Genomic DNA, 23,337 nt, shown 5'->3' with positions numbered 1-23,337 from the left:
CCGCTTGCCGAGTTGCAGCACCTTGGCCGCCGAGGTCAGGGTCTGGGCCGCTGCGAGGGTGACGGGCAGGGTCATCGCCCGCCAGCAGGATTCCCCCAAGAACCGCAGCTGGACGGCGCCTAGGGCAGCATTCCCTTTAGGCCGCGGCGGCGAAGGCCTGCTTCAGCGCCGCGCGCTGGGCCGAGGCTGTCCGCCAGGCGATCGCGCGCGCTATGGCGTCCTGAGCGGCGGCGGCTGTGACGGGTTTCGAGAGGACGCCGTTGAACCTGCGAGGCAGGTTCAACGGGTCTGTAGACCACGCGAGCACAAACTGATCGCGCGGCAGGCCGGACACCACATCATCACCGGAGAGGCCCGACATATGCCGGTCGAGGCAGATCAGATCGAATGCATCGACGCTCGCTGCGGCGAGCGCTTGAATCCCGTCGTCCGCGGTTGAAACGTCGCAGCCGAGATGCATGAAGATCCACAATGAATCCCCGAGCTGCTCGGCGGCTTGATCGATCGTCGGCAGGCCCAGGCCGCAAAGCAAGACGCTCGCCTCGCAGAGCTGAAGAAGGTAGCGGCCGAGGCCGACGCCAAGCTCACCAGGCTCTACGGAGCCATTGAAGCCGGGGTCATGGACCTCTCGGACGACAACCTGAAAGGCCGGATCAGCGAGCTGAAGCAAGTCCGTGACTCGGCACGAGCCGACGTGGAGCGTGCGGAAGGCCGTCGTTCGGCGCAGCCCGATGTCATGACGCCGGAACTTGTGGCGCAGTTTGCCCGAGAGGCGCGGAAGCGTTTGCGAGACGAGCGGGGCGGTTTTCGCCGGCACTACGTGCAAGCGCTCGTCCAGCGCGTGGAGGTCTCTGACGAGGAAATCCGTATCTGCGGGACGCCGGAGCGTCTCCTTCGGTCGCTATCGCCGCCGATCGTAGGTTCGGCGGCGCCCGAAGTTCGCAGTATCGTTCCTCGATGGCTCCCGGAGCAGGACTCGAACCTGCGACAAGTCGGTTAACAGCCGACTGCTCTACCAGCTGAGCTATCCGGGATCAGGCCGTCGAGGGGCGGGGGTATACGTTGGCAACCGATCCGGCGCAAGCCGGGTGGAAAGCCTCTGAACGCCGCACCTGAAAAAAGAGCCCGGCGCGAGCGCCGGGCTATGAAAGTCGGTGTTGGTGGGGTGTCTTCAAGGAAGACGCTCAAAGGGTGGACTGACGTGGTTAAACCAAGATTAACAGCCTTGAGGGCTCGCAAGACGTCGGAAAGGCGATGCGGCGCCGCGCCCGGATTGGATGCGGCGCGCCAGTAGGCTAGTCGTGGACGGGCAGGGGCCGAACGAACACGAAAGGGCGCGCCGTCAGCATGCGCATCCACTTCACCGGCGTCGCCGGGGCCGGCATGAGCGCGGCGGCCCTGATGATGCGCGAGGCCGGCCATCAGGTGACCGGGTCGGACGAGGAGGTCTTCCCGCCCATGTCGACCTATGTCGAGGGGCTGGGCTTTCCGTTCTATCGGCGATTCGACGCCGCCAACCTGCCGGCCGGCCTCGACGTGCTGGTGCTGGGCGCCAGCGCCAAGCTGGGCGGCGAGGCCAATCCGGAGGTCGTCGCGGCCCGGGCCCGCGGCGTGCGGATCACCACCTTCCCCGAGCTGGTGGGGCAGGCGACGGAGGGGCGGCTCAACACGGTGGTGGCCGGCTCGTTCGGCAAGTCGACCTGCACAGCGCTGATGGCCCATGTGCTCAGCGAATCGGGCTGTGATGCGGGTTGGATGGTGGGGGCGATCTCGCCCTCCCTGCCGGACACCGGCCATTGGGGCAGCGCGCCGCAGGTGGTTCTGGAGGGCGATGAGTACATCGTGGGCCCCGCCGACCTCCGCTCGAAGTTCCTGCTCTACCATCCGCGCGACGTGCTGCTGACCTCGCTGGTCCACGACCACGTCAACGTCTTCCCGACCTTCGCCGACTACGAGGCGCCGTTCGGCCAGCTTCTGGAGCTCCTGCCGCCGGACGGCCTGCTGGTCTGCCGCGAGCATCCGGCGATCCGGGCCGTCGCCGACCGGGCCCGCTGCCGGACCGTCTGGTACGACACCGGTCGCCCCTCCACGAATTTGGGCGAGGGCTGGTGGGCCGATGAGGTGGCGTTCGGCGACACCACCCACTTCGCCCTGGTCCGGCCGGATGGCGAGCGCCTGGCGCTGACCACCAGCTTGTTGGGCGCGCACAACATCGAAAACGTCGTCGGGGTCAGCGCCTATCTGCTGGAGCGTGGCCTGGTGAGCGAAACCGCCCTGCAGGCCGCCGTCGCCAGTTTCGCCGGCATCCGCCGCCGGCTGGACCGGCTGACCACCCGCTCGGCCGTGCCGGTGATCGAGGGCTTCGGCTCGTCCTATGAGAAGGCGCGCTCGGCGATCGAAGCCCTGCGGCTGCACTATCCGAACCGGCCGCTGACGGTGGTGTTCGAGCCCCATACCTTCTCCTGGCGCAGCGCCGATGCGCTCGCCTGGTACGACACGGTGTTCGAGGGCGCCGCCCGCGTCCTGATCGTCCCGCCGCCGACCCACGGCGCGGCCAGCCACCATCAGTCGAGCTTCGAGGACATCCTAGCCCGCACCGCCGCCACCGGCATCCCGGTCGAAGGCGCGCGCACGGCCGAGGAGGCCACGCGCGCGCTCTCAAGCTTCAAGGGCGACGAGGTCGTGTTGCTACTGTCGTCCGGGCCGTTGCTCGGCCTGCCGGACAGCCTTCCGCCCGTCTTCGACCGCCTCTACGGCGATCAGGCCGCGGCCTAGCCGCCGACGGCGTAGATGAAGGCCTCGATCTCCGTGCCGTCCGGCCCGGTGACCGTCACCGCGACGCGCCGGTAGTCCGCGCCCTCGAAGGCGTCGAGCCGCGCCCAATGCTTCGGCAAATCCGGCGAGGTGAAGACCTGCACGGCGACTTTCGCGCCCTCGGGGTCGAGCGTGAGACCCGGATAGCCTTCACCGGCGCCCCAGCCGGCTTGGTGCAATGTCCCGCACACCGTCCCGTGGCTCCAGTCGCCGGCCAGCTCCGCGAGCTGGCCGTGATTCGAGCGGCCAGGGGCCAGCGTGCCGTAGACGGCGAGCCTGTGTTCCGCACCCATGCCGCTCAGGCCTCCAAGCCTTGTTCCGCGAAGGCGCGGCGCTTCGGCCCCGCGTAGCCGAACAGATAGGCGGCGACCTTGCGGATCTGGATTTCCTCCGAGCCCTCGGTGATCCGGTAGCGGCGGTGGTGGCGGTAGATGTGCTCGAAGGGCTTGTGCCGCGAATAGCCGATGCCGCCATGCACCTGCATCGCGCGGTCCGCGGCCTCGCAGACCAGGCGGTTCGCCCAATAGTTACACATGGAGACCTTGTCGGAGATCTGCCGCTCGATCTCTTTGTGCTCCATCCGGTCCATCTGCCAGGCGGTCTTGCGGATCAGGAGGCGCAGCATCTCGGCCTGGGTGGAAAGCTCCACCAGCGGCCACTGGATCGCCTGGTTCTCCGCCAGCGCTTTGCCGAAGGGTTTGCGGGCGCGGGCGTACTTCACACTCTCCTCGATGCAGTAGACCGCCGCGCCCAAGGACGAGGCCGCCTGGCGGATGCGGTTCTGGTGCACGAAGCTCTGGCCGAGCCGCAGGCCCTGGTCGATCTGGCCCCAGTAGCTGTCCTCCGGGATCCAGACGTCGGTGAAGCTGACCCGCGGGTGGTCGGTCGGCATGTTGAAGGTCCAGAGGTACTCCTCGATCTTCACCCCGGGCGTGTCGGCCGGGACGATGAAGCAGGTGATGCCGTTGGCGTCGCCGTCCTTGCCGCTGGTGCGGGCGAAGACCATGACGTGGGTCGCCACGTGCATGCCGGTGGTCCACATCTTTTCGCCGCGGATCAGCCAGCCGGGCTGGCCGTCCTTGTCTTGCCGGACCGCCGTGGTGTCCATGAAGGTGGCGTCCGAGCCATGCTCCGGCTCGGTCAGGCCAAAGCCGGTGCGCAGCTTGCCGGCCAGCAGCTTCTCGGAATCGCGATCGTACTGGGCGTTGGTGGCGAACTCCTTGAACATCAGGATGAAGGGGTTGTTGCCGACGATCGAGTGCTCGTTCTGCAGGTCGTTGTGCAGGCCGAGCCCCTTGGCGGCGAGATGCTCGCGGATCACCGCCAGCTCCAGCTGGGTGCCGCCCTTGCCGCCCAGCTCCTTGGGCCAGCCGAAGCGCAGGTGGCCGGCGGCGTCGGCGCGCCGCCGCGCCTCGCCCAGCAGGGCTTCCCATTCCTTCTTCGGCAGGCCGCCGGCCTCCCAGTCGGTGCGCTCGTATTCCCGCCGGTGGTCGAAGAAGCGCATGTTGTCGTCTTGCTGCTCCAGCGGCTTGATCTCGGCTTCGATGAAGGCGTCGAGTTCGGCCAGGTAAGCGACAAGGTCGGGGGGCAGATCGAAGTCCATGGCGCGTTCCCTGAAGCGGTCTTTGACGAGACCTTAGCCCAACTGGGCCATTTACAAGCCGCCGGAACGCCCGCCTCATCGGGCGAAATCGCGTGGGTTCGAGGATAACGTAGGGTCATGAGCGTGGACGTGCTGGCCGCCCTGCCGCGGTTGGCTCAACGGCTGGGCGGCGAGGGCGCGGTGCTGGCTGCCGCCGAACGCCTGTCGGGCGGCGCAAGCATGGAGACCTGGGCCTTCTCGGTCGAGGCGCCCGGCGCGGCGCGTCGCGACCTGATCCTGCGCCGCCGCGCCGCGCCCTTCGACCCGGACACGGCGCGCTCCATCAGTCTGTCGGGGGAAGCCGCGCTGATCACCGCGGTGCGGGACACCGGCGCGCCGGCCCCGCCGCTGGTGCATCTGTGCGACGACCAGGACGGCCTGGGCGAGTGCCACGTCACCCAGCGGATCGCGGGCGAGACGCTTGGCCGGCGCATCGTCTCCGACCCGCGCTTCGACGCGGTTCGGCCGCAGCTCGCGCGCCAATGCGGGGAGATCATGGCGCAGATCCACGCCACGCCGCCCCCAGCGCAGGCGGGGCTGAAGTCCGCCGACTTCCTAGGCGAGCTCGCCCGCTACGAGGAGGTCTATCGCTCGTCCGGCGCCGAGCGGCCGGTGTTGGAGCTGGCCTTCCAGCACCTGAAGACCCACGCGCCGGAGCCCGCGTCCCTGGTGCTGCTGCACGGCGATTTCCGGAACGGCAATCTGATGATCTCGCCGACGACCGGGGTGGCCGCGGTGCTCGACTGGGAGCTGTCGCACATCGGCGACCCGGCCGAGGACCTGGGCTGGATCTGCGTCAATTCCTGGCGGTTCGGCCGCCCGGACCGTCCGGTGGGCGGCTTTGGCGACTATGCCGACCTGTTGGCGGGCTACGAGGCGGCGGGCGGCGCGCCGGTCTCGCTGAAGCGCTTGCGCACCTGGCAGGCGCTTGGCTCGCTCAAGTGGGGGGTGATGTGCCTGATGATGTACCAGAGCTGGGCCAGCGGCCTTGAGGCCTCGGTGGAGCGTCCGATGGTCGGCCGCCGCGTCTCGGAGACCGAGATCGACCTCGTGAACCTCCTGGAGGCCGGCCTGTGATCACCCATCCCAAGGCCCTGGAGCTGACCACGGCCGTGGCCCGCTGGATCGACGAGATGCGGCCGAGCCTCGATCCGCGCAACGCCTTCCTGGCGCGGGTGTCGGCCAATGCGCTGGGCGTGATCGGGCGCGAGCTGACGCTGGGTCCCGCCGCGGAAGCGGCGGCGACGGAGCGGCTGACCGTCCTGCTCGACTACCGGGGGAGCTTCGAGGACCTCAACGCCGACCTCTGCCGCCGCCTGCGGGCCGGCGAGATGACCGCGGAGACCCCCGGCCTGCTCGCCGCCCTGAAGGCCAACGTCCTCGACCAGCTGGCCATCGACCAGCCGAACTACCGGCACGAGGGAAGCTCTTCCTTTCCCGCGTAGCGGGAGAGGGGGACCGTTCCCCGAAGAGGGAACGGTGGAGAGGGAGAGCGGGCGCGCCGAGCCTGGGGCTTACCCTTCCCACCATCCGCCCTTCGGCCGATGGTCCCCCCTTCCCGCGACGCGGGAAGGGAAGACGCTCAAGCCGCCTCCAGCACGCGGATGATCTGGTCCTCGTCGTCGTTCCACAGGATGGCGACGTTGGCGGCGCGGCGGGCGAGCTTGCCCAGGGCCTTCTTCACTTCCGGCGCGCGCAGGCGCTTTTCGCTGAGGCGCAGCAGGGTGCGGCCGGCCCCTTGATCCTGTTCTTCGTCGTGGAAGCGCAGCACGGCGTCGACCACCGAGCCGGGCAGGGCGGGGCGTTCGAAGGTCGGCGCCTCGATCGGGCGGGCGGCGAGGCGGGGGCGGAAGGTGCGGTAGGCCATGTCCTGAACTCCGTTGCGGGTTTCAACGCGTTCAGGTCTGATCGGTCGCAACGACAGAATCGGACGTAGCTCCAGATGCGCCACGAAAAGGCTGGCCGGTTGCTCGAACTGGCGCGGATGCTGGCCGCGACCTCGGAGGGGCTGACCCTCGACGAGATGGCCGAGCGCTTGGGTGTCGGCCGGCGCACCGCCGAGCGGATGCGCGACGCGGTGCGCGACGTCTTCCCGCAACTGGAAGAGGTCGACGATCCGCCGGCCCGGCGTTTTCGCATCCCCGCGGGCCTGGACGGGCTCTTCCAGGCGCCGACCGCGGAGGAGTTGGCCGCGCTCTCCGCCGCCGCCGAGGTCTTCAGCCAGCAGGGCGCGGGCGCGCGGGCCGGGGCGTTGAAGTCCCTGGAGCGCAAGGTGCTGTCGGCCACCCGCGCGGCGGCCCGGCGCAAGCTGGCGCCCGACCTTGAGGCCCTTCTGCAGGCCGAGACCATCGCCGTGCAGGCCGGCCCACGGCCGTTCGAGGACGAGACCGTGCTGGGCGCGGTGCGCGAGGCGCTGCTCTCCATGCGCCGCCTGCGGTTCCGCTACGCCGGCGGCGCTACGCCCGGGCGGGTGCGCGAGGTGACGCCCTTTGGCCTGCTGTTCGGGCGCTCCAATTATCTGGTGGCCGATGAAGGGCAGGGACCGCGCAACTGGCGGCTCGACCGGATCGCCGACGTCGCGGTGGCCGAGGGCGCCGCCGTCCGGCCCCACGGCTTCTCCCTGCAGGACTACGCCGACCGGAGCTTCGGCATCTTCCACGACGACACCGAGGACGTGGTGCTGCGGGTGACGCCGGCCGGTGCGGAGGACGCGCTGCGCTGGCGCTTCCACGCCAACCAGAGCGTGGAGCCGCAGGCCGACGGCTCGGTGGTGGTGCGGTTCCGGGCCAGCGGCATGCTGGAACTGGCCTGGCACCTCTTCACCTGGGGCGACAAGGTGCAGGTGTTGGCCCCGCCCGTGCTGCGATCGACCCTGGTCGAACAGATCGATATCGCCCGCCGAACTCATACGTCCGGACCTGTCGTAGCGGCCTCCTAAAGCTCTCCTCATCGCAAGTGGAGGCTGAAATGACCGTCATCGCCGACTACGCTCAGTTGTATGAAACCCAGATCCGCCCGCGCCGCGGGGGCCTGAAGCGTCTCGCCGTGCTCGCGGTGTGGGCTGGTCTGTTCCTGATCCGCCCGCGCCTGGCGCTGGCCATCTGGCGGGAAAGAGCCTGAATTCATTGTGAGTTATGGCGGAGTGGGCGCGTCGGAGGCCGCCACTTGGCCTAGGGGATTCTACTTACTCTACCCATACGGGAAACCCCGTAGGTAGTCGCCTCAGGGTGATTCGTTCGAATCAGCATGGTTAAAAGCATTAACCATAAGTCAACCGCTGAGACCGAACGCGATGCCCGCCCTTCGCCTCGTCCCGCAAGACCCCGACCGCCGCCCCGGCGGCAGGGTCCTGTTGATCGATGACGACGCGGCCCTGCTGGGCCTGATGGCCCAGGCGTTCACCGCCGCCGGCTACGTGACGCGCACCGCCGAGAACGGCCGCAAGGGCCTGCTCGCGCTGGACAGCTACAAGCCCGATCTGGTGGTCACCGATATCGTCATGCCCGAGATGGAGGGCATCGGCGCCATCCTGCAGATCAAGCGCCGGCCCCGGCCCCCGAAGATCATCGCCATCTCCGGCGCGGGTCCGGGCGGGCGGCGCGACTACCTGAGTTGGGCCAAGCATCTGGGGGCCGACGAGGTCCTCGCCAAGCCCTTCCGCACGTCGCAGCTGCTGGCGCTCGCGGGCCGACTTCTTGTCAACAATTCCAATCATGTAGCTGGGTAAGGGGACTGAAAATGCATATCCTTCTTGTGGAAGACAATCCGGTGGCGGCCAAGAGCATCGAGCTGAAGCTCGTGGCCGAGGGGCACAATGTGTTCACCACTGATCTGGGCGAAGACGCCATCGAACTGACCAGCGTCTACGACTACGACCTGGTGCTGCTCGACCTTGATCTTGCGGACATGGAGGGCCTGGACGTGCTGCGCGCCGTCCGCGCCAAGAAGATCCGCACCCCGGTCATCATCCTGACCGCCACCGGCGACATCGAGACCAAGGTGAAGGCGCTGGGCGCCGGCGCCGACGACTTCATCACCAAGCCGTTCCACAAGGCCGAGCTGGCCGCGCGGATCAATGCGGTGGTGCGCCGTTCCCGGGGCCACTCGGAATCGATCATCCGCACCGGCAACATCGCGCTCAACATCGACACCCGCACCGCGGAGGTCTGTGGGACGCCGGTCCACCTGACGCCCAGCGAGTACAAGGTGCTGGAGCTGCTCTCCCTGCGGAAGAACTCCGTTCTGACCAAGGAGATGTGCCTGAACCATCTCTACAACGGCCTTCGGGAGCCGGAGGTGAAGATCATCGACGTGTTCATCTGCAAGCTGCGCAAGAAGCTGGCCGCGGTCGCCGAGGGCGACAATCAGATCGAGACGGTCTGGGGCGGCGGCTACATGCTGCGCGACGCGCCAGAGGAACGCCAGGCGCTCGCCGCCTGATCCGAGGGGCTGTCCCCGAGCCAGGAGGGCCGGACGCCACGCGGCGCCCGGCTCTTTTGCTGTGTGCACGTTCTAGCCGCTCATTCCCGCGAAAGCGGGGACCCAGGTGTTTTGTGCTCGTCGGGAATGGCCATCAAGGTCGCCGTTTCGTCGCGGCGCCGCATCCGAAAAAGCCTGGGTCCCCGCTTTCGCAGGGATGAGCGGATCGTGCTTAAGCCGCCGCGGCGCTCTGGGCGGCCTCGGCGACGGGCAGGTAGAGGGTCGCCGTCGTGCCGTGGCCCTCGCGGGACCACAGCGAGAGCGCGCCGCCGGCGGCGGCGGCGAAGTCGCGGACTGAGCTCAGGCCCAGGCCCGTGCCGGTCGCCTTGGTGGTGAACAACGGGTCGGCGGCGCGGGCCAGGATCTCCGGCGACATCCCGGACCCGGTATCGCGGACCGTGAGCGCGATGTAGTCGCCCGCGGTCAGGCCCAGCCGGTCGGACCGGTCGAGGCGCACCTGGCGGGCGTCCACATTGATGCTGCCGCCGGCCGGCGTGGCGTGCCCGGCGTTCAGGCAAAGGTTCAGGAGCGCCATCTCCAGTCCGGTCCGGTCGCCCCTGCAGTGCAGCGGCTGGGGCGGAAGGCAGACCTTCACCCTCACGTCCGCCGCGATCGCCTGGCGCGCCATGCGGCGCACGGCCTGCATCGCCTGGGCGCAGTCGATCGGATCGGGCTGCGGCGCGGGTTCGTGGCCGAGCGCCAGGGTGCGGCGCAGCAGCTCAGCGCCGCGCTCGGCGGCTTCCAGGGCCAGCAGCGCCAGTCGTTGGGCCTCGCTGCCCTCTTCGAGTTCGGCGGCCAGGCGCTCGTTGGCGCTGACGATCACGCCGAGCAGATTGTTGAAGTCATGGGTGAGCGCGCCGGACATCCGGCGAAGCGCATCCAGCCGCTCGGCCGCCGAGGCCTGGCCTTCGTTGGCCGGGGCGGCGGTCTGCGACTGCGGCTGCATTGAAACGAGGCTACGCATTTCGAGGCCGAATCAAACACAATCCCGCCACGATTTCACCCGCGCGCCTTTACCTAGGTACAATCCCGTAAGACGCGGATATCGGTTTCAGGCCGCCCCGCTGGCCAGCGTCATCCGGATCAGCTCCGACAGGCTTTCGGCGCGCATCTTGGACATCACATTGGCGCGGTAGATCTCCACCGTGCGCGGGCTGATGGTCAGGCCCGAAGCGATCGCCTTGTTGCTGGCGCCCTCCATGATCATGTCGAGGACCTGGCGCTCCCGGGCCGTCAGGCTCTCGATGCGGCGCAGGACGCGCATGCGCCGCGAGCTGGCGTCCATCGCCTCGTCGTTCTCTTCCAGGGCCGTGCGCACCAGACCCAGGAGCAGATTGCTCTCGTAGGGCTTCTGGACGAATTCCGAGGCGCCGGCCTTCATCGCCTGGACCGCCACGGTGACGTCGGCGTGGCCGGTGATCAGGATCACCGGCAGCGGGCAGTGGCGCCGCTTCAGGGTCTTGAGCAGTTCGACGCCGTCCATGCCCGGCATGCGCACGTCGCTGACGATGCAGCCGCGGGCGTCCGGCGTCAGGACATCGAGGAAATCCAGAGCCGAAGAAAACCCGCTAGGGTTGAGTCCATCCGACCGGAGCAACATGACGAGCGAGTCCAATGCGGCGGCGTCGTCATCTATGACGAACACGCTCCGATGGGGCGCTTGTGTCATCACCGTTCACCGTCCGCGCCAGTACGAAACTAAAAGCAGCGCCTCCCAGCGGGCTGGGTTCGACCCAAATTCGCCCGCCATGGTGCTCGACTATAGCGCGGCAAATTGAAAGGCCTAGTCCCATTCCAAGGGGCTTGGTGCTTACCAACGGCTGAAAGAGATGGCTCATAATCGCAGCGTCAACACCGGGGCCGCTGTCCTCGACTGTGGTTAACATCCGTCCGTCTACATCGAGGCGTGTCGAGATTTTGATATCGCGGTTCGGGGACTTGGAAACTGCATCGAGCGCGTTGCGCACCAAGTTAAGAACAAGCTGTTGAATCTGAATTCTGTCGGCCAGGACTGCATCCATACCCTGGTAGAATCCGTATAATACCCTCCCATCGACGTCACCGACCATTGACCCGATGATGAATTCGATTTCCCGCAAGATGGCGGACAGGCTTTCGGGCTTCTGTTCAGCCGCGCCGCGGGCGGCCAGGTCACGCATGGTTCGCACGATTTCACCGGCCCGCATGGCCTGGTCGCCGGCCCGTTGCACTGCGTCGATCAGGCCGTCGTCGGCGAGCTCCAACTCGGCGATCAGGGTGCGCGCGACGCTCAGATAGTTCGTTACGGCGGACAATGGCTGGTTGAGTTCGTGCGCCAGGACCGAGGCCATCTCGCCCATGGCGCTGAGGCTCCAGGCCTGACCCAGCTGGGCCCTCAGACGCGCCTCGTGGGCCCCGCCCTCGTCTGGGGGCGTGGTCGTGATGACCGACCAGACCCTATCCATGGGCGCGTCTCCGGGGCCCCGTCGCAAGCATCGCCCATTCTCCCCTTCGTCAGCGCCCGATCAATTCAGGGCAAACACCTAAGGGCCGGCCTCGGCGCCGCCGAGACGGCGAAAGGTGTCTTGAGCTTCGCGCCCGGATCGCCCTCTATCGACGGTAGGTCAGGGGAGTTTCGACATCATGATCGTGCGCGCGATGGCCGCCCTGTTGGCAGGAGCACTCCTCATGGGCGCAGCCCCGACCCCCGATCCCTACGTCTATATGGAGGAAGCGGAAGGCGCGAAGGCGCTGGATTTCGCCCGCGCCGAGAACGCACGCTCCCTGCCGCAATTGCAGAACGACCCACGCTACGCCGGTCTCTATGCCGATGCATTGAAGATCGCCACGGCCAAGGACCGTATCCCCGGCGTTGCGCTGGCCAACGATGGGACGCTGCGTGACTTCTGGCAGGACGCCGACCATGTGCGTGGGGTCTGGCGCACCACCACGCTCGCCAGCTACCGCACCGCCGCGCCGGAATGGAAGACGATCCTCGACGTCGACGCGCTGGCCAAGGCCGAGGGCAAGAACTGGGTGTTCAAGGGCGCTCAATGCCTGAAGCCCGCCGAGCGGTTCTGCCTGGTCTCGCTCTCCAACGGCGGCAAGGACGCCGTCGAAATCCGCGAGTTCGACGCCCAGGCCGGCCAGTTCGTCGAGGGCGGCTTCCGGATCCCGGAGGCCAAGGCCAACGTCAGCTGGCTCGACAAGGACACCCTGGCCATCGCCACCGAGTGGACGCCCGGCGACCTGACGGAGTCCAGCTATCCCTACATCCTGAAGACCCTGAAGCGCGGCCAGCCGCTCGCCGCCGCCCACGAGGTGTTCCGCGGCCTGAAGACCGACGTCTCGACCGCGCCGGTGATCCTGCGCGAGCCAGATGGCGCCGTGGCCGCGTTCCTGGCCACCCGCGGCCTCGATTTCTTCAACAGCGAAGTCCAGCTGATCACCCCGCAGGGTCCGAAGAAGGTCGATCTGCCGAAGAAGTCGACCATCCAGGCCTATGTTGAGGGCCAACTGGTCGTCACCCTGGAGCAGGACTGGCCGCAGAAGGGTTTCAAGGAAGGCGACCTGATCGCCTTCGACCTGGCGGCGGTGAAGGCCGATCCCGCCGACCTGAAGGGGACGCTGATCCTGCGGCCCAGCCTCAGCCAGTCCGTCGAGGAAGTCACCGCAACGCGCCATCGCCTGGCGGTCGTGCTCTACGACAACGTCAAGGCCAAGCTGCTGACCTTCCGCCATGAGGGCGGCGCCTGGACATCGGCGGCGGCCGATTTGCCCAAGGATTCCACCATCTCGGTCTCCTCGGCCTCCGACGTCGACGACCGGATGATCGTGGCGGTGACCAGCTTCCTGACGCCGTCGAGCCAATGGCTGGCCGACGGCGCCACGGGCAAGGCCCAGACGCTGAAGACCACGCCGGCGCGGTTCGACGCCTCCAGGGATAAGGTCGAGCAGCTGTGGGCGGTCTCCAAGGACGGGACCAGGATCCCTTACTGGGTGGTGCGGCCCAAGGCGCTGAAGCTCGACGGCTCCGCGCCGACCCTGCTGACGGCCTACGGCGGCTTCCAGGTCAGCCAGACCCCGACCTACGCCGCCATGGCCGGGAAGCTCTGGCTGGAGAAGGGCGGAGTCTATGTGCTGGCCAATATCCGCGGCGGCGGCGAGTTCGGGCCGCGCTGGCACAACGCGGGCCTGAAGCTCAACCGCATGCGGGTCTACGAGGACTTCTTCGCGGTGAGCCAGGACCTGATCGCGCGCAAGATCACCAGCCCGAAGAAGCTGGGCATCGAGGGCGGCTCCAACGGCGGCCTCCTGATGGGCGTGGCGCTGACCCAGCATCCGGAACTCTACAACGCCATCGTCATCCAGGTGCCGCTGTTCGACATGATCGGCTACACCCACATCGGCGCCGGCGCGTCCTGGGTCGGCGAGTACGGCGATCCGGCGGTCCCCGCCGAGCGGGCTGTTTTGGACAGTTATTCGCCCTACCAGAAGCTGGCGCCGGGCCAGCCCTATCCGAAGGTGTTCCTGGAAACCTCGACCAAGGACGACCGGGTGCATCCGGCGCACGCACGCAAGGCCGCCGCACGGCTCAAGGAATACGGCTACGACTACCTCTACTACGAGAACGTCGACGGCGGGCACGCCGCCTCGGCCAACCTCAACGAGCGGGCCATGCGGGTGGCGCTGGAATATGCCTACCTGGCCCAGCGGCTGATGGACTGAGCGTTCGGTGAGGGGTCTTGGAGGCCTGACCGGGAATCGAACCCGGGTTCACGGATTTGCAGTCCGGTGCGTCACCACTCCGCCATCAGGCCGCCGAGAGTAGAGCGGGCGGTGCTAACAGAACCCCCGCCGTGGGGCAACGGGCGCGATTGCCTTGCCGGGCGGCGGAGACCTATAAGCCGGGCAAGATTCCTCGCGCGCTCAAGGACGACCGAATGGCCGATTTCGCCGCCGCCCGGCTGAACATGGTGGAAAGCCAGGTGCGGCCCGCCGATGTCACCGACGTGCGCCTGCACGACGCCATGCGCGCCCTGCCGCGCGAGACCTTCGTGGCGCCGGGCAAGGCCTACCTCGCCTATGCCGACATTGAAGTGGAGTACGCGCCGGGCCGCTACCTGCTGAAGCCGCGCGATGTGGCCAAGCTGCTACAGGCGGTGCGCCCCATGCCGGGCGAGCGCGCCCTGGCGATCGCTGCGCCCTACGCCGCGGCCATACTCGAACACCTGGGCCTCTCGGTCGTCCGGCTGGACGAGGGTGATCTGTCGCAGCCGCCGGCGGGGTCCTATGACCTGATCGTCTGCGAAGGCGCCGTCGGCCGCGCGCCGGCCGCCTGGACGGCGGCGCTGGCGCTGCGCGGGCGCCTCGGCGTCGTGGAGCGCGACGGGCCGGTCGGCAAGGCCTGTGTCTACGTCCGCGCCGAGGACGGGATCGGCCGCCGCGAGGTGTTCGACGCCACGCCGTCGGTCATGGCGGGCTTCGCCTTGGAACACGGTTTCGCCTTCGAATAGTCTTCAAAACTCACCACGAGTGATTTCAGAAGGCAAACGGATGCAAAGTCCGGGGTGAAAAAAGCTTAAGGTGACGCGGCGCAGCCGTTGGCTACACAAGTCCGCCCAACGAGAACAAGTCGCTCGCCACTACGGGGATAACTGATGTCGAAGACCCTTCGCGGACGGCTGCTCGCCGCGATTTTCACGGTGGGTGTTGCAGGCGCGTTCGCCGCGCCGGCCTGCTCGGAAACCCTGGCCGACGCCATCGCGCTCGCCTACGACACCAATCCGAACCTGCTGGGGCAACGCGCGACTCAGCGGGCGCTGGACGAGACCTATGTGCAGGCCCGCGCCGGTTTCCGCCCCCAGCTCAGCTTCGGCTCCGACGCCGCCTATCTGCAAACCCGCACTCCGCACGCGGCGGGCGGCGGATTGATCGACACCAACGGCGACGGCATTCCCGACGCCCTGGGCCGCGGCATCAGCGCGGTCAACTCCGGCAGCATCGCGCTGAATCTCTCGCAGCCGCTCTGGAACGGCGGGCGCACGGCCGCGGCGGTCTCGGCCACAGAGGCCGATATCCTGTCCGGCCGGGAGACCCTGCGCCGCGTCGAATCGCAGGTGATGCTGATCGTCGTGCAGTCCTACGCTGACGTGCGCCGCGATCAGGAGGGCGTTCGCATCCGCGAGGAGAACGTCAACGTCCTGAAGCGGCAGCTTGAGGAATCCAGGGCCCGCGCGGAAGTCGGCGAGATCACCCGCACCGACGTGGCACAGTCCCAGGCCCGCCTGGCCGCCTCGCAGGCCCTGCTGTCGAGCGCGATCGCCCAGCTGGGCATCAGCCGCGCCAACTACGCCAACGCCGTCGGCCAGAACCCGGCGGACCTGCAGCCCGAGCCGTCGCTGGCCTTCCTGTTGCCAACCAATCCCGACGAGGCCTTCGCCGTCGCCGAGAAGTACAGCCCGTTGCTGCGCGGCCAGCAATTCGCGGAGCAGGCCAGCCGCGCGCGCGTGGCCGCCGCCCGCGCCGAACGCATGCCCTCCCTCTCGGTGCGGGGGCAATACGGTTTCACCGGCGTCCTGGCGCCCTTCAATCAGGGCCTCTATTCACGCGAGATCACCGCCCAGGCGGTGCTGCAGGTGCCGCTGTTCACCGGCGGCCTCAACAACTCGCGCATCCGCCAGCAGGTGGAACGCAACAACGTCGACCGGATCACCATCGAGACCCAGCGCCGCTCGGTGCTGCAGACCGTGACCCAGGCCTGGAATCAGCTGATCGCCGCGCGCGCCAACATCGATTCCACCGAGGAATCGGTCCGCGCCGCCGAGATCGCGGCCGAAGGGACGCGCGAGGAGCAGAAGCTGGGCCTTCTGACCACGCTCGACGTGCTGAACGCCGAGCAGGAGCTGCGCAACGATGAGCTGAGCGCGGTCGCCGCGCGACACGACGAATATGTCGCCGCCGCCACCGTGCTCTCCGCCATGGGCCGCCTGGAAGCCAAGGACCTGATCCCGGCGGTCACGCCCTACGATCCGAAGAAGAATTTCCGCAAACTGCGCTTCGCGCCCGGCTATGTGCCGTGGGAAGAGCCGGTCGCGGTGGTCGACCGGGCGCTGGCGTTCCCGCAGATCCCGAAGATCCAAGATATGGCCCCTGAGCCGGCGATCGGGCCGGGGCTTTCACCGCCCCCGACGACGCCTGCGATCGCGGCAAAGAAGTAGGCGCATTTGAAGCGGCTCCCCTTCGGCTGAAAATGGGCTAGGCTGAAGGTTCACGGATTCATCCATCGCTTGAGCGGCCCGGTCCTATGTCCGAACAGACGTCCCAAGAACCGACCATGGAGGAAATTCTCGCCTCCATCCGGCGCATTATCTCCGAAGACGACGCCCCAGCCGAGGAGGGCGTGGAGGCTGCGCCGGAGGCCGAAGCGCCTGTCGCTGTCGCGGAGCCCGCGCCGGAGCCTGAACCCGAGCCCGTGGCGGTCGAGCCCGAACCCGTCGCAGCCGCGGAGCCCGAGCCTCCGGTTGAAGAGGAGGCCTTGGAGTTGACGGAAAAGGTAGAGACCCACGGTGATCTCGACGTGTTCACCGCGCCGGCGGCCGAGCCAGCGGCAGCCGCGCCTTCGGTCGAAAGCCTGGTGAGCGAGCGCGCCGCCACCGCCGCCGCCTCGTCGTTCGGCCAGCTGTCCGCGGCGATCGGCATGCCGCGCAGCGACCGCACGCTGGAGGACGTGGTGCGCGAAATGCTGCGTCCGCTCCTGCAGCAGTGGCTGGACGACAACCTGCCGAACATCGTCCAGCAGGCCGTCGAGACCGAAGTCGAACGCATCGCCCGCGGGCGAGTACGCTAGACAAAACTTCGCTCATCCCCGCGAAAGCGGGGACCGAGGTGTTTTTCGTTCCGCCGAAAGATGGGACCACGGAAAACACGGAAAGAGCACGGAAGGCGCGAAGCGCGCCAAGCGTGACTGCGGTCCGCCAGCAAGCTTCCTCGTTTCCGTGCTCTTTCCGTGTTTTCCGTGGTCAAAAAACGGGGCCCCGCTTTCGCGGGGACGAGCGGACCTCTAATTGAACCCGCGCAGTCAGAATTCCGAGATGCTTGAAAAGACCTTCGATCCCAAATCCGCCGAACCGCGCCTCTATGCCGCCTGGGAGGCCTCGGGCGGATTCAGCCCCATCGACGACCCGGCCGCCGAGCCGTTCTCCATCGTCATCCCGCCGCCGAACGTCACCGGTTCGCTGCACATCGGCCATGCGCTGAACAACACCCTGCAGGACGTGCTGATCCGCTTCGAACGGATGCGTGGCAAGGCGGCGCTGTGGCTGCCCGGCACCGATCACGCCGGCATCGCCACCCAGATGGTGGTCGAGCGTCAGCTCGCCGAAGCTGGCAACCAGAGCCGCCGCGACCTGGGCCGCGAGGCCTTCGTCGAGAAGATCTGGGAGTGGAAGGCCAAGTCCGGCGGGACGATCACCAACCAGCTGAAGCGCCTGGGCGCGAGCTGCGACTGGAGCCGCGAACGGTTCACCCTGGACGAGGGTTTTTCGGCGGCCGTTCGCAAGGTCTTTGTGACCCTTTACAAGGAAAAGCTCATCTACCGCGACAAGCGGCTGGTGAACTGGGACCCGCACTTCCAGACCGCCATCTCCGACCTGGAGGTCGAGCAGCGCGAGGTCGACGGCCACTACTGGCACTTCGCCTATCCGCTGGAGGACGGCTCCGGCGAGATCGTCGTCGCCACCACCCGGCCGGAGACCATGTTGGGCGACACCGCCGTCGCCGTGCACCCGAAGGACGAACGCTATCAGCCCCTGATCGGCCGCGCCGTGCGCCTGCCGATCGTCAACCGTCCCGTCCCGATCATCGCCGACGAGTACGCAGACCCGGAAAAGGGCTCCGGCGCGGTGAAGATCACCCCGGCCCACGACTTCAACGACTTCATGGTCGGCAAGCGCAACAACCTGCCGATGATCAACGTCTTCGATGACTTCGCGAAGATCAACGACAACGCCCCGCCCGAGTACCGCGGCCTCGACCGCTTCGCCGCCCGCAAGAAGGTGGTCGAGGAATTCGAGCGCCTGGGCCTGCTGCGCGAGGTCGAGAAGACCCGCCACATGGTCCCGCACGGCGACCGTTCCGGCGTCGTGGTCGAGCCCTATTTGACCGACCAGTGGTACGTGAACGCCGAGGTGCTGGCCAAGCCGGCGATCGAGGCCATCGAGAGCGGCGACACCGTCTTCGTGCCCAAGGCGTGGGAGAAGACCTATTTCGAGTGGATGCGGAACATCCAGCCCTGGTGCATCTCGCGCCAGCTCTGGTGGGGCCACCGCATCCCGGCCTGGTTCGGACCCGGCGGAAAGATCTTCGTCGCTGAGACCGAGGCGCAGGCCAAGGCGCAGGCGCTGGAGTACTACGGCCGCGAGGAGCCGCTGCGCCAGGACGAGGACGTGCTCGACACCTGGTTCTCCTCGGCGCTCTGGCCCTTCTCGACGCTCGGCTGGCCGGAGAAGACCGAGGACCTCGCCCGGTTCTATCCGACCCACACCCTGATCACCGGCTTCGACATCATCTTCTTCTGGGTCGCCCGGATGATGATGCAGGGCCTGCACTTCATGGATGAGGTCCCCTTCAAGCGCATCTTCATCAACGCCCTGGTCCGCGACGCCGAGGGCAAGAAGATGAGCAAGTCCAAGGGCAACGTCATGGACCCCTTGGAGCTGGTGGACGATTACGGCGCGGACGCGCTGCGCTTCACGCTCACCGCCATGTCGGGGCAGGCGAGGGACATCAAGCTCTCCCGCGAGCGGATCGAGGGCTACCGCAACTTCGGCACCAAGCTGTGGAACGCCACGCGCTTCACCCAGATGAACGGCGCGGCCCGCACCGAGGGCTTCGACCCGGCGAAGGTGAAGCTGCCGCTGAACCGCTGGATCGTCGGCGAGACCACGCGCACGGCCAAGGCGGTGACCGCGGCGCTGGACACCTGCGGCTTCGACGCCGCCGCCGACGGCCTCTACCGTTTCGTCTGGCGCCAGTACTGCGACTGGTACGTGGAGCTCTCCAAGCCCGTGCTGGGCAAGCCGGACGAGCCGTCTTCCGACGAGGCCGCGCGTGACGAAACCCGCGCCACCGCGGCCTGGGTTCTCGACGTGATCCTCAAGCTGCTGCACCCGGTCATGCCGTTCCTGACGGAGGAACTGTGGGCTCAGACCCAAGGGCTCGGCGCCGCGCGCGACCACAAGGGCTTCCTGATGACCGCGCCCTGGCCCGATCTGCCCGACAGCCTGATCGACCCGGCCGCCGACGCTGTCATCGGCCTGATCGTGGAGACCATCGCCGAGGGCCGCTCGGTCCGCTCCGAGCTGAACGTGCCCAATTCGGCCCGCCCGCCGCTGCTGGTGATCGACGCGACACCGGCGCAGCGCAGCGTGCTGCAGGACGCCGCCCCGCTGATCCAGCAGATGTTGCGGGTCTCGCAGGTGCAGATCGTCGATGCGCCGCCCGCCGGCGCGATCCCCTACGTGGTCGAAGGCGCGACGCTCGCCCTGCCGGTCGCCGAGTTCATCGACGTGGCCGCCGAGCGCGCGCGGCTCGGCAAGGAGGTCGGCGCCCTGGGCGCCGACATCGACCGCACGGCCAAGAAGCTCGCCAACGCCGACTTCGTCGCCCGCGCGCCGGAGGAGGTGGTCGAGGAGAACCGCGAACGCCTGGCCGACGCCGAAGCCGCGAAAGCCAAGTTGGAGGCGGCCCTGGCGCGGCTGGGCGCGGTGGTCTGACCGCGCGCCGGCGCCCCGCTGATCTAGAAGTGGCGCAGATGCAGGGTGACGACCTGTTCGTCAGCGGCGTGATTGAAGGCCGCATTGATGAACCGCGGGCCGTGCAGCCCCAGCGGCGCCTCCCGCGAAAATCCGACGTCCTCGGTGGGGATACCGAACAGGCCGCGGTTCACCTTGTGGTCGTCGTTGGCGTCATGGAACACCTGAATGGCGTAGACGCCCGGGGGCACGTCTACGAGCGTGACCACAGTCTCCCCGCGCTGGGCGGGCGCCGATCCGGCGACCACACAGGTGTCGGTCAGGAACTGGTCGGAGGTGCACAGGTCGACGCGCACGTGCCCCTCGGAGGACCGGACGTTCTCGACGTGGACGACCACGTCGCCGGTTGGCTGGGCGAGGGCCGGCGCAGCCGACCCGAGGAGGGCGGCTCCGATGGCGAGAGAGGCAAGGTGGCGTCGCATTCGGCAATTTCCATCAGGATCGCCAACCCATGTAATGGCCCTCACGGCCTCAAAAAGAGGTCGAAATGGAAAGACTATGATGCGTGTGGCGCACGAATTCCAAATTCGCCGCGCCTGAAGGTCTTGAAGCCGGAGCCTTCGCGGTTCAGGCCATTCCATCAGGATCACGAGGATTCTAACCGCGAAACCTGTCCCGGTTTCACTTGCAGTGACCTCGATCTTGGCCAATTTGGCGCGACCGGTGAGGGATGTTGCATATGCGCAGGCTGATGATCGCGGCGGCGGCCGCAATGACGTTTTCGTTCGGCCTGTCGACGTCTGCGGGCGCCCGGGCGGCGGACGATCCGCCTAAGTCCGAGACCGCAAAGGCCGACGCCAAGGGCGGCGACAAGGACAAGATCGACCTGCCGCCGTTCCCGGCCGACGCCAGCGTCAAGCAGGTGACCCACGTCGCGGGCAAGACGCTGAACTACACCGCCACCGTGGGCTCGCTTCCGGTGCGCGACGAGAAGGGCAAGAAGATCGGCGAGGTGGTGTTCACCGCCTATATCCTGGACGGACCGAAGGACCCCAGCCGCCCTGTCACCTTCGCCTTCAACGGCGGCCCGGGCGCGGCCTCGGTCTATCTGAACCTGGGCGCCATCGGGCCCAAGCGCGTGCAGTTCGGCGCGCAGGGCGACAGCCCGTCGGATCCCGCGGTGCTGGTGGACAATCCCGGCACCTGGCTCGACGCCACCGACATGGTGTTCATCGATCCCATCGGCACCGGTTTCTCCCGCTCCCTGGTCGACAAGGACGAGAGCAAGAAGCACTTCTATTCGATCAAGCCGGACATCGAGTACCTCTCCCGCATCGTCTACGACTGGCTCCTGAAGAACGGCCGCATGGCCTCGCCCAAGTACATCACCGGTGAGAGCTACGGCGGCTATCGCGTGCCGCGGATCACCTACTTCCTGCAGACCCGCCTCGGCGTCGGGATCAGCGGCATGGTGATGGTCTCGCCCTATCTCGAGCCGCCGATGGACCAGGCGCCGGACTTTTCGCCCATGACCTGGGTGACCACCCTGCCGCCGATGGCCGCCGCCAACTATGAGCGCCAGGGCAAGACCCTGTCGCCGGCCTTGATGAAGGAGGTCGAGGACTATGCCCGCGGCGACTTCGTCACCGACCTGATGAAGGGCCGCCGCGATCCGGCCGCCGTCGACCGGCTGGTGGCCAAGGTCACCGCCTACACCGGTCTCGATCCGGCCTTCGTGAAGCGCTCCGGCGGCCGCATCGAGATCGGCGCCTTCCTGCGCGAGCTCTATCGCGACAAGGGCAAGATCGGCAGCGTCTACGACTCCAACGTCACCCAGGACGATCCCTTCCCGTGGTCGCCGCAGGGCAAGCGGGGCGATCCGATCCTCGATGCGATCATCGCGCCGACCACCAGCGCCATGGTCGACTTCGACACCCGCATCGTCGGCTGGAAGGTCGAAGGCCGCTTCAATGCGCTGAGCTACGAGGTCGGCAGCGACTGGGAGCCGGGCGTCGAGCTGACCGAGGCCACCACCGACCTGCGCCAGGCCATCGCCGCCGACCCGAAGATGAAGGTGCTGATCGCCCACGGCTACGACGACTTGAGCTGCCCCTATTTCGTCTCGCGCCTGGTCATCGACCAGATGCCGATCACCGGCGACCAGGGCCGCGTGAAGCTGTCCCTCTATCCCGGCGGCCACATGTTCTACTCCCGCCCCGCCAGCCAGGCGGCGTTCCGCAGCGACGTGATGGCGGTCTTCGGCGCGAGGTAGCCCTACCTCCCCCGTTTACGGGGGAGGGGGACCGCCCGCCGAAGAGCGGGTGGTGGAGGGGGCAAGCGACTGCGCCGAGCCTGCGGCTTGTCCAAGCAGTGGCGTGTGCACGGCAACGCATCGGCGAACACGAGCCGCGTCTATCGGCGCGCGTAAGCTTCGATGAGCTCATGAGCGGCAACCCGAAACCAGACCTCTTCGGTTTCGCGAAGTTCTAACTCCCACCCCCGCTTCATTTTACTGAACTTAGGCGGCGATCTCAGCGTCGTTCCGACCGATTTCAGGAATGCAAGGGCGTCTTCCACCTGCGGCGGCCCACCCATCTGCGGCATATCGACGGTCGCACCCTCGGAGAGATCGAAGATTAGTCTACACGGTGGCTTTCTATTATTGTTCATAACTTCTATCACGGTCATGACGTCAGTATATGATGAGAAGTCTCAGGTTTCAATTTTCACGGACACGCCCTGGCGAGCACGCGAGGCCGCATAGTGGTCCGCTTCGCGCTAACCGGACTCTCCCAAGGTCCGAGAAGAGGCACGAACCGACCTCCGCGCCGTGATCGGCACATTGATTTTCCGCCGCGCCATGCCGCGCCGCTTCTTGGCGGTGGCGCTTCCTCGTTCTACATTTGTTCTCACATGACCGCCGCCGATCCACGCTCCGACATGCTCTCCGAGTTGAGCCAGTGCGCCTATCGGCTGGGCCTGGCCTTTGGCCATGAGGCGGAGCGGCGGAGGATACGGCGCGGAAGCTCGAGTATTTCCGGCTGTTCGACCGCTGCTTCTTCGCGGTGCGGGTGGCCATTGGGCTGGAGCTGCGCCTGCGGCGCACGCCGGCCGTGGCGCCGGGTGACGCGCTCGCGGCGGACGAAGACCTGACCGGGCGCGCCGATCCGCTGGAGGGCGAACGGTCCGAGCGCGGCCGGGAAGCGGACCGGGATCGGGAGCGCGAGGCGGAGCCCGCGAGCCTGCCGGTGCTGCTGCGCACCCTGACCGGGGTCGTCGCCGACGCCGCGGCGCTGCCCGGGCCGGAGCCGGCGGCCCTGCCGACCCTGCGCGAACTCCTCGCGCACGTGGCCCCCGGACCGCTTCCGACAGCGCCCCCGACGCCGCCAAGGGCGGACCTGCGCGCCCGGCTCGCCGGCTCGGCCACCGCCTTGACCCTTCAGCGCGCCACGCGGCCCGCAGGGGTTCCCAGCGGCCTTGCTGTGCGCCGCGCGACGGGACCGCCGCGCCGCTGAGCGCCGCGCACCTGGGCTTCCCATTTTCATCGCGGAACAATCCGCCGTTCCTGACGGACTCGTCCCCCGGCAGCGCGCCCGCGCGCCTGTCACGCCCTTCCTTTCCCGCGCAGCGGGAGAGGGGGACCGTTCCCCGAAGAGGGAATGGTGGAGA

Annotated in this window: 22 protein-coding genes and 2 tRNA genes; 14 read left to right on the top strand and 10 right to left on the bottom strand. The window is 67.7% G+C overall.

What is annotated here, in order from left to right:
• Positions 1 to 136: 136 nt before the first annotated feature.
• Both VHS75_RS05360 and VHS75_RS05355 read right to left on the bottom strand, forming a co-directional pair.
• Positions 137 to 826: a response regulator gene (locus tag VHS75_RS05360; protein WP_329637576.1), complete on the bottom strand. Its 690-nt coding sequence runs from the start codon at positions 824 to 826 to the stop codon at positions 137 to 139.
• A 132-nt stretch (positions 827 to 958) separates the two neighbouring features.
• Positions 959 to 1,034 (bottom strand) — tRNA-Asn (locus VHS75_RS05355).
• 313 nt (positions 1,035 to 1,347) lie between these two features.
• Between VHS75_RS05355 and VHS75_RS05350 the strand changes: the two genes are divergently transcribed.
• The gene (locus tag VHS75_RS05350; RefSeq protein WP_329637575.1) at positions 1,348 to 2,775 is read left to right on the top strand and encodes a Mur ligase family protein; all 1,428 of its coding nucleotides are present in this window, start codon (positions 1,348 to 1,350) and stop codon (positions 2,773 to 2,775) included.
• On the opposite strand, the gene VHS75_RS05345 is transcribed toward VHS75_RS05350, so the two are convergent.
• Together VHS75_RS05345 and VHS75_RS05340 are read right to left on the bottom strand one after the other, a co-directional pair.
• Entirely contained in the window at positions 2,772 to 3,107 is a 336-nt protein-coding gene (locus tag VHS75_RS05345; RefSeq protein WP_329637574.1) for a gamma-glutamylcyclotransferase family protein, read from the bottom strand. The genes VHS75_RS05350 and VHS75_RS05345 overlap by 4 nt on opposite strands.
• Before the next feature lie 5 nt (positions 3,108 to 3,112).
• Entirely contained in the window at positions 3,113 to 4,417 is a 1,305-nt protein-coding gene (locus VHS75_RS05340) for an acyl-CoA dehydrogenase family protein (RefSeq protein ID WP_329637573.1), read from the bottom strand.
• Positions 4,418 to 4,534: 117 nt separating this feature from the next.
• On the opposite strand from VHS75_RS05340, the gene VHS75_RS05335 reads away from it, so the two are divergent.
• Together VHS75_RS05335 and VHS75_RS05330 are read left to right on the top strand one after the other, a co-directional pair.
• Complete coding sequence (locus VHS75_RS05335) at positions 4,535 to 5,533, top strand: phosphotransferase family protein (RefSeq protein ID WP_329637572.1); 999 nt, start codon at positions 4,535 to 4,537, stop codon at positions 5,531 to 5,533.
• Positions 5,530 to 5,901 carry a DUF6285 domain-containing protein gene (locus VHS75_RS05330; RefSeq protein WP_329637571.1) on the top strand — a complete coding sequence of 124 codons (372 nt, stop codon included), beginning with the start codon at positions 5,530 to 5,532 and terminating at the stop codon, positions 5,899 to 5,901. The genes VHS75_RS05335 and VHS75_RS05330 overlap by 4 nt, the downstream gene beginning before the upstream one ends.
• Positions 5,902 to 6,038: 137 nt before the next feature.
• Here the strand turns inward: VHS75_RS05330 and VHS75_RS05325 are convergent, their stop codons facing one another.
• Positions 6,039 to 6,323, bottom strand: coding sequence for a hypothetical protein (locus VHS75_RS05325; protein ID WP_329637570.1), 285 nt, complete (start codon positions 6,321 to 6,323; stop codon positions 6,039 to 6,041).
• Positions 6,324 to 6,398: 75 nt separating this feature from the next.
• On the opposite strand from VHS75_RS05325, the gene VHS75_RS05320 reads away from it, so the two are divergent.
• The 4 genes from VHS75_RS05320 to VHS75_RS05305 all read left to right on the top strand — a co-directional run bounded on the left by VHS75_RS05320 (position 6,399) and on the right by VHS75_RS05305 (position 8,896).
• Positions 6,399 to 7,394, top strand: coding sequence for a helix-turn-helix transcriptional regulator (locus tag VHS75_RS05320; protein WP_329637569.1), 996 nt, complete (start codon positions 6,399 to 6,401; stop codon positions 7,392 to 7,394).
• 29 nt (positions 7,395 to 7,423) lie between these two features.
• The gene (locus VHS75_RS05315) at positions 7,424 to 7,576 is read left to right on the top strand and encodes a hypothetical protein (protein ID WP_329637568.1); all 153 of its coding nucleotides are present in this window, start codon (positions 7,424 to 7,426) and stop codon (positions 7,574 to 7,576) included.
• A 172-nt stretch (positions 7,577 to 7,748) separates the two neighbouring features.
• Positions 7,749 to 8,183, top strand: a complete 435-nt coding sequence (locus VHS75_RS05310) for a response regulator (RefSeq protein ID WP_329637567.1) — start codon at positions 7,749 to 7,751, stop codon at positions 8,181 to 8,183.
• An 11-nt stretch (positions 8,184 to 8,194) separates the two neighbouring features.
• Positions 8,195 to 8,896: a response regulator transcription factor gene (locus VHS75_RS05305; RefSeq protein ID WP_329637566.1), complete on the top strand. Its 702-nt coding sequence runs from the start codon at positions 8,195 to 8,197 to the stop codon at positions 8,894 to 8,896.
• 211 nt (positions 8,897 to 9,107) lie between these two features.
• Here VHS75_RS05305 and VHS75_RS05300 read toward each other — a convergent pair whose 3' ends face one another.
• From VHS75_RS05300 to VHS75_RS05290, 3 genes are all read right to left on the bottom strand, one after another.
• Positions 9,108 to 9,899: an ATP-binding protein gene (locus tag VHS75_RS05300; protein WP_329637565.1), complete on the bottom strand. Its 792-nt coding sequence runs from the start codon at positions 9,897 to 9,899 to the stop codon at positions 9,108 to 9,110.
• 87 nt (positions 9,900 to 9,986) lie between these two features.
• On the bottom strand, positions 9,987 to 10,535 hold the full coding sequence (locus VHS75_RS05295; RefSeq protein WP_329637564.1) for a response regulator transcription factor: 549 nt from the start codon (positions 10,533 to 10,535) through the stop codon (positions 9,987 to 9,989).
• 28 nt (positions 10,536 to 10,563) lie between these two features.
• Positions 10,564 to 11,379, bottom strand: coding sequence for a sensor histidine kinase (locus VHS75_RS05290; protein ID WP_329637563.1), 816 nt, complete (start codon positions 11,377 to 11,379; stop codon positions 10,564 to 10,566).
• Between the two features lie 193 nt (positions 11,380 to 11,572).
• Here VHS75_RS05290 and VHS75_RS05285 point away from each other — a divergent pair, with 193 nt between their 5' ends.
• A complete protein-coding gene (locus VHS75_RS05285) occupies positions 11,573 to 13,642 on the top strand; it encodes a prolyl oligopeptidase family serine peptidase (protein ID WP_414694245.1) in 2,070 nt (689 codons plus the stop codon).
• An 18-nt stretch (positions 13,643 to 13,660) separates the two neighbouring features.
• Here the strand turns inward: VHS75_RS05285 and VHS75_RS05280 are convergent.
• Positions 13,661 to 13,734, bottom strand: a tRNA-Cys gene (locus tag VHS75_RS05280).
• 123 nt (positions 13,735 to 13,857) lie between these two features.
• Here VHS75_RS05280 and VHS75_RS05275 point away from each other — a divergent pair.
• From VHS75_RS05275 to VHS75_RS05260, 4 genes are all read left to right on the top strand, one after another.
• Entirely contained in the window at positions 13,858 to 14,430 is a 573-nt protein-coding gene (locus tag VHS75_RS05275; protein WP_329637561.1) for a protein-L-isoaspartate O-methyltransferase, read from the top strand.
• Between the two features lie 144 nt (positions 14,431 to 14,574).
• Positions 14,575 to 16,134, top strand: a complete 1,560-nt coding sequence (locus VHS75_RS05270; RefSeq protein ID WP_329637560.1) for a TolC family outer membrane protein — start codon at positions 14,575 to 14,577, stop codon at positions 16,132 to 16,134.
• Positions 16,135 to 16,220: 86 nt separating this feature from the next.
• On the top strand, positions 16,221 to 16,763 hold the full coding sequence (locus VHS75_RS05265) for a DUF2497 domain-containing protein (protein WP_329637559.1): 543 nt from the start codon (positions 16,221 to 16,223) through the stop codon (positions 16,761 to 16,763).
• A gap of 244 nt (positions 16,764 to 17,007) precedes the next feature.
• The gene (locus VHS75_RS05260; protein ID WP_329637558.1) at positions 17,008 to 19,689 is read left to right on the top strand and encodes a valine--tRNA ligase; all 2,682 of its coding nucleotides are present in this window, start codon (positions 17,008 to 17,010) and stop codon (positions 19,687 to 19,689) included.
• A gap of 23 nt (positions 19,690 to 19,712) precedes the next feature.
• Here VHS75_RS05260 and VHS75_RS05255 read toward each other — a convergent pair whose 3' ends face one another.
• Complete coding sequence (locus tag VHS75_RS05255) at positions 19,713 to 20,150, bottom strand: DUF2141 domain-containing protein (protein ID WP_329637557.1); 438 nt, start codon at positions 20,148 to 20,150, stop codon at positions 19,713 to 19,715.
• Positions 20,151 to 20,407: 257 nt separating this feature from the next.
• Here VHS75_RS05255 and VHS75_RS05250 point away from each other — a divergent pair, with 257 nt between their 5' ends.
• Together VHS75_RS05250 and VHS75_RS05245 are read left to right on the top strand one after the other, a co-directional pair.
• Positions 20,408 to 21,940: a S10 family peptidase gene (locus VHS75_RS05250; protein WP_329637556.1), complete on the top strand. Its 1,533-nt coding sequence runs from the start codon at positions 20,408 to 20,410 to the stop codon at positions 21,938 to 21,940.
• A gap of 799 nt (positions 21,941 to 22,739) precedes the next feature.
• The gene (locus VHS75_RS05245; RefSeq protein ID WP_329637555.1) at positions 22,740 to 23,183 is read left to right on the top strand and encodes a hypothetical protein; all 444 of its coding nucleotides are present in this window, start codon (positions 22,740 to 22,742) and stop codon (positions 23,181 to 23,183) included.
• The last annotated feature ends 154 nt before the right edge of the window (positions 23,184 to 23,337 follow it).

This window comes from Phenylobacterium sp. (genome assembly GCF_036264965.1).
Taxonomy (GTDB): domain Bacteria; phylum Pseudomonadota; class Alphaproteobacteria; order Caulobacterales; family Caulobacteraceae; genus Phenylobacterium.
The sequence above is the reverse complement of the archived record's forward strand: the minus strand, read 5'-3'. Positions and strand labels throughout refer to the sequence as shown.

What these genes read in the sequence shown, in the direction of transcription:
- VHS75_RS05350 (WP_329637575.1), top strand. Translation starts at nt 1,348, where the DNA reads ATGCGCATCCACTTCACCGGCGTCGCCGGGGCCGGCATGAGCGCGGCG.
- VHS75_RS05345 (WP_329637574.1), bottom strand. Translation starts at nt 3,107, where the DNA reads ATGGGTGCGGAACACAGGCTCGCCGTCTACGGCACGCTGGCCCCTGGC.
- VHS75_RS05340 (WP_329637573.1), bottom strand. Translation starts at nt 4,417, where the DNA reads ATGGACTTCGATCTGCCCCCCGACCTTGTCGCTTACCTGGCCGAACTC.
- VHS75_RS05335 (WP_329637572.1), top strand. Translation starts at nt 4,535, where the DNA reads ATGAGCGTGGACGTGCTGGCCGCCCTGCCGCGGTTGGCTCAACGGCTG.
- VHS75_RS05325 (WP_329637570.1), bottom strand. Translation starts at nt 6,323, where the DNA reads ATGGCCTACCGCACCTTCCGCCCCCGCCTCGCCGCCCGCCCGATCGAG.
- VHS75_RS05320 (WP_329637569.1), top strand. Translation starts at nt 6,399, where the DNA reads ATGCGCCACGAAAAGGCTGGCCGGTTGCTCGAACTGGCGCGGATGCTG.
- VHS75_RS05315 (WP_329637568.1), top strand. Translation starts at nt 7,424, where the DNA reads ATGACCGTCATCGCCGACTACGCTCAGTTGTATGAAACCCAGATCCGC.
- VHS75_RS05310 (WP_329637567.1), top strand. Translation starts at nt 7,749, where the DNA reads ATGCCCGCCCTTCGCCTCGTCCCGCAAGACCCCGACCGCCGCCCCGGC.
- VHS75_RS05305 (WP_329637566.1), top strand. Translation starts at nt 8,195, where the DNA reads ATGCATATCCTTCTTGTGGAAGACAATCCGGTGGCGGCCAAGAGCATC.
- VHS75_RS05300 (WP_329637565.1), bottom strand. Translation starts at nt 9,899, where the DNA reads ATGCGTAGCCTCGTTTCAATGCAGCCGCAGTCGCAGACCGCCGCCCCG.
- VHS75_RS05295 (WP_329637564.1), bottom strand. Translation starts at nt 10,535, where the DNA reads ATGTTGCTCCGGTCGGATGGACTCAACCCTAGCGGGTTTTCTTCGGCT.
- VHS75_RS05290 (WP_329637563.1), bottom strand. Translation starts at nt 11,379, where the DNA reads ATGGATAGGGTCTGGTCGGTCATCACGACCACGCCCCCAGACGAGGGC.
- VHS75_RS05285 (WP_414694245.1), top strand. Translation starts at nt 11,573, where the DNA reads ATGGCCGCCCTGTTGGCAGGAGCACTCCTCATGGGCGCAGCCCCGACC.
- VHS75_RS05275 (WP_329637561.1), top strand. Translation starts at nt 13,858, where the DNA reads ATGGCCGATTTCGCCGCCGCCCGGCTGAACATGGTGGAAAGCCAGGTG.
- VHS75_RS05270 (WP_329637560.1), top strand. Translation starts at nt 14,575, where the DNA reads ATGTCGAAGACCCTTCGCGGACGGCTGCTCGCCGCGATTTTCACGGTG.
- VHS75_RS05265 (WP_329637559.1), top strand. Translation starts at nt 16,221, where the DNA reads ATGTCCGAACAGACGTCCCAAGAACCGACCATGGAGGAAATTCTCGCC.
- VHS75_RS05260 (WP_329637558.1), top strand. Translation starts at nt 17,008, where the DNA reads ATGCTTGAAAAGACCTTCGATCCCAAATCCGCCGAACCGCGCCTCTAT.
- VHS75_RS05255 (WP_329637557.1), bottom strand. Translation starts at nt 20,150, where the DNA reads ATGCGACGCCACCTTGCCTCTCTCGCCATCGGAGCCGCCCTCCTCGGG.
- VHS75_RS05250 (WP_329637556.1), top strand. Translation starts at nt 20,408, where the DNA reads ATGCGCAGGCTGATGATCGCGGCGGCGGCCGCAATGACGTTTTCGTTC.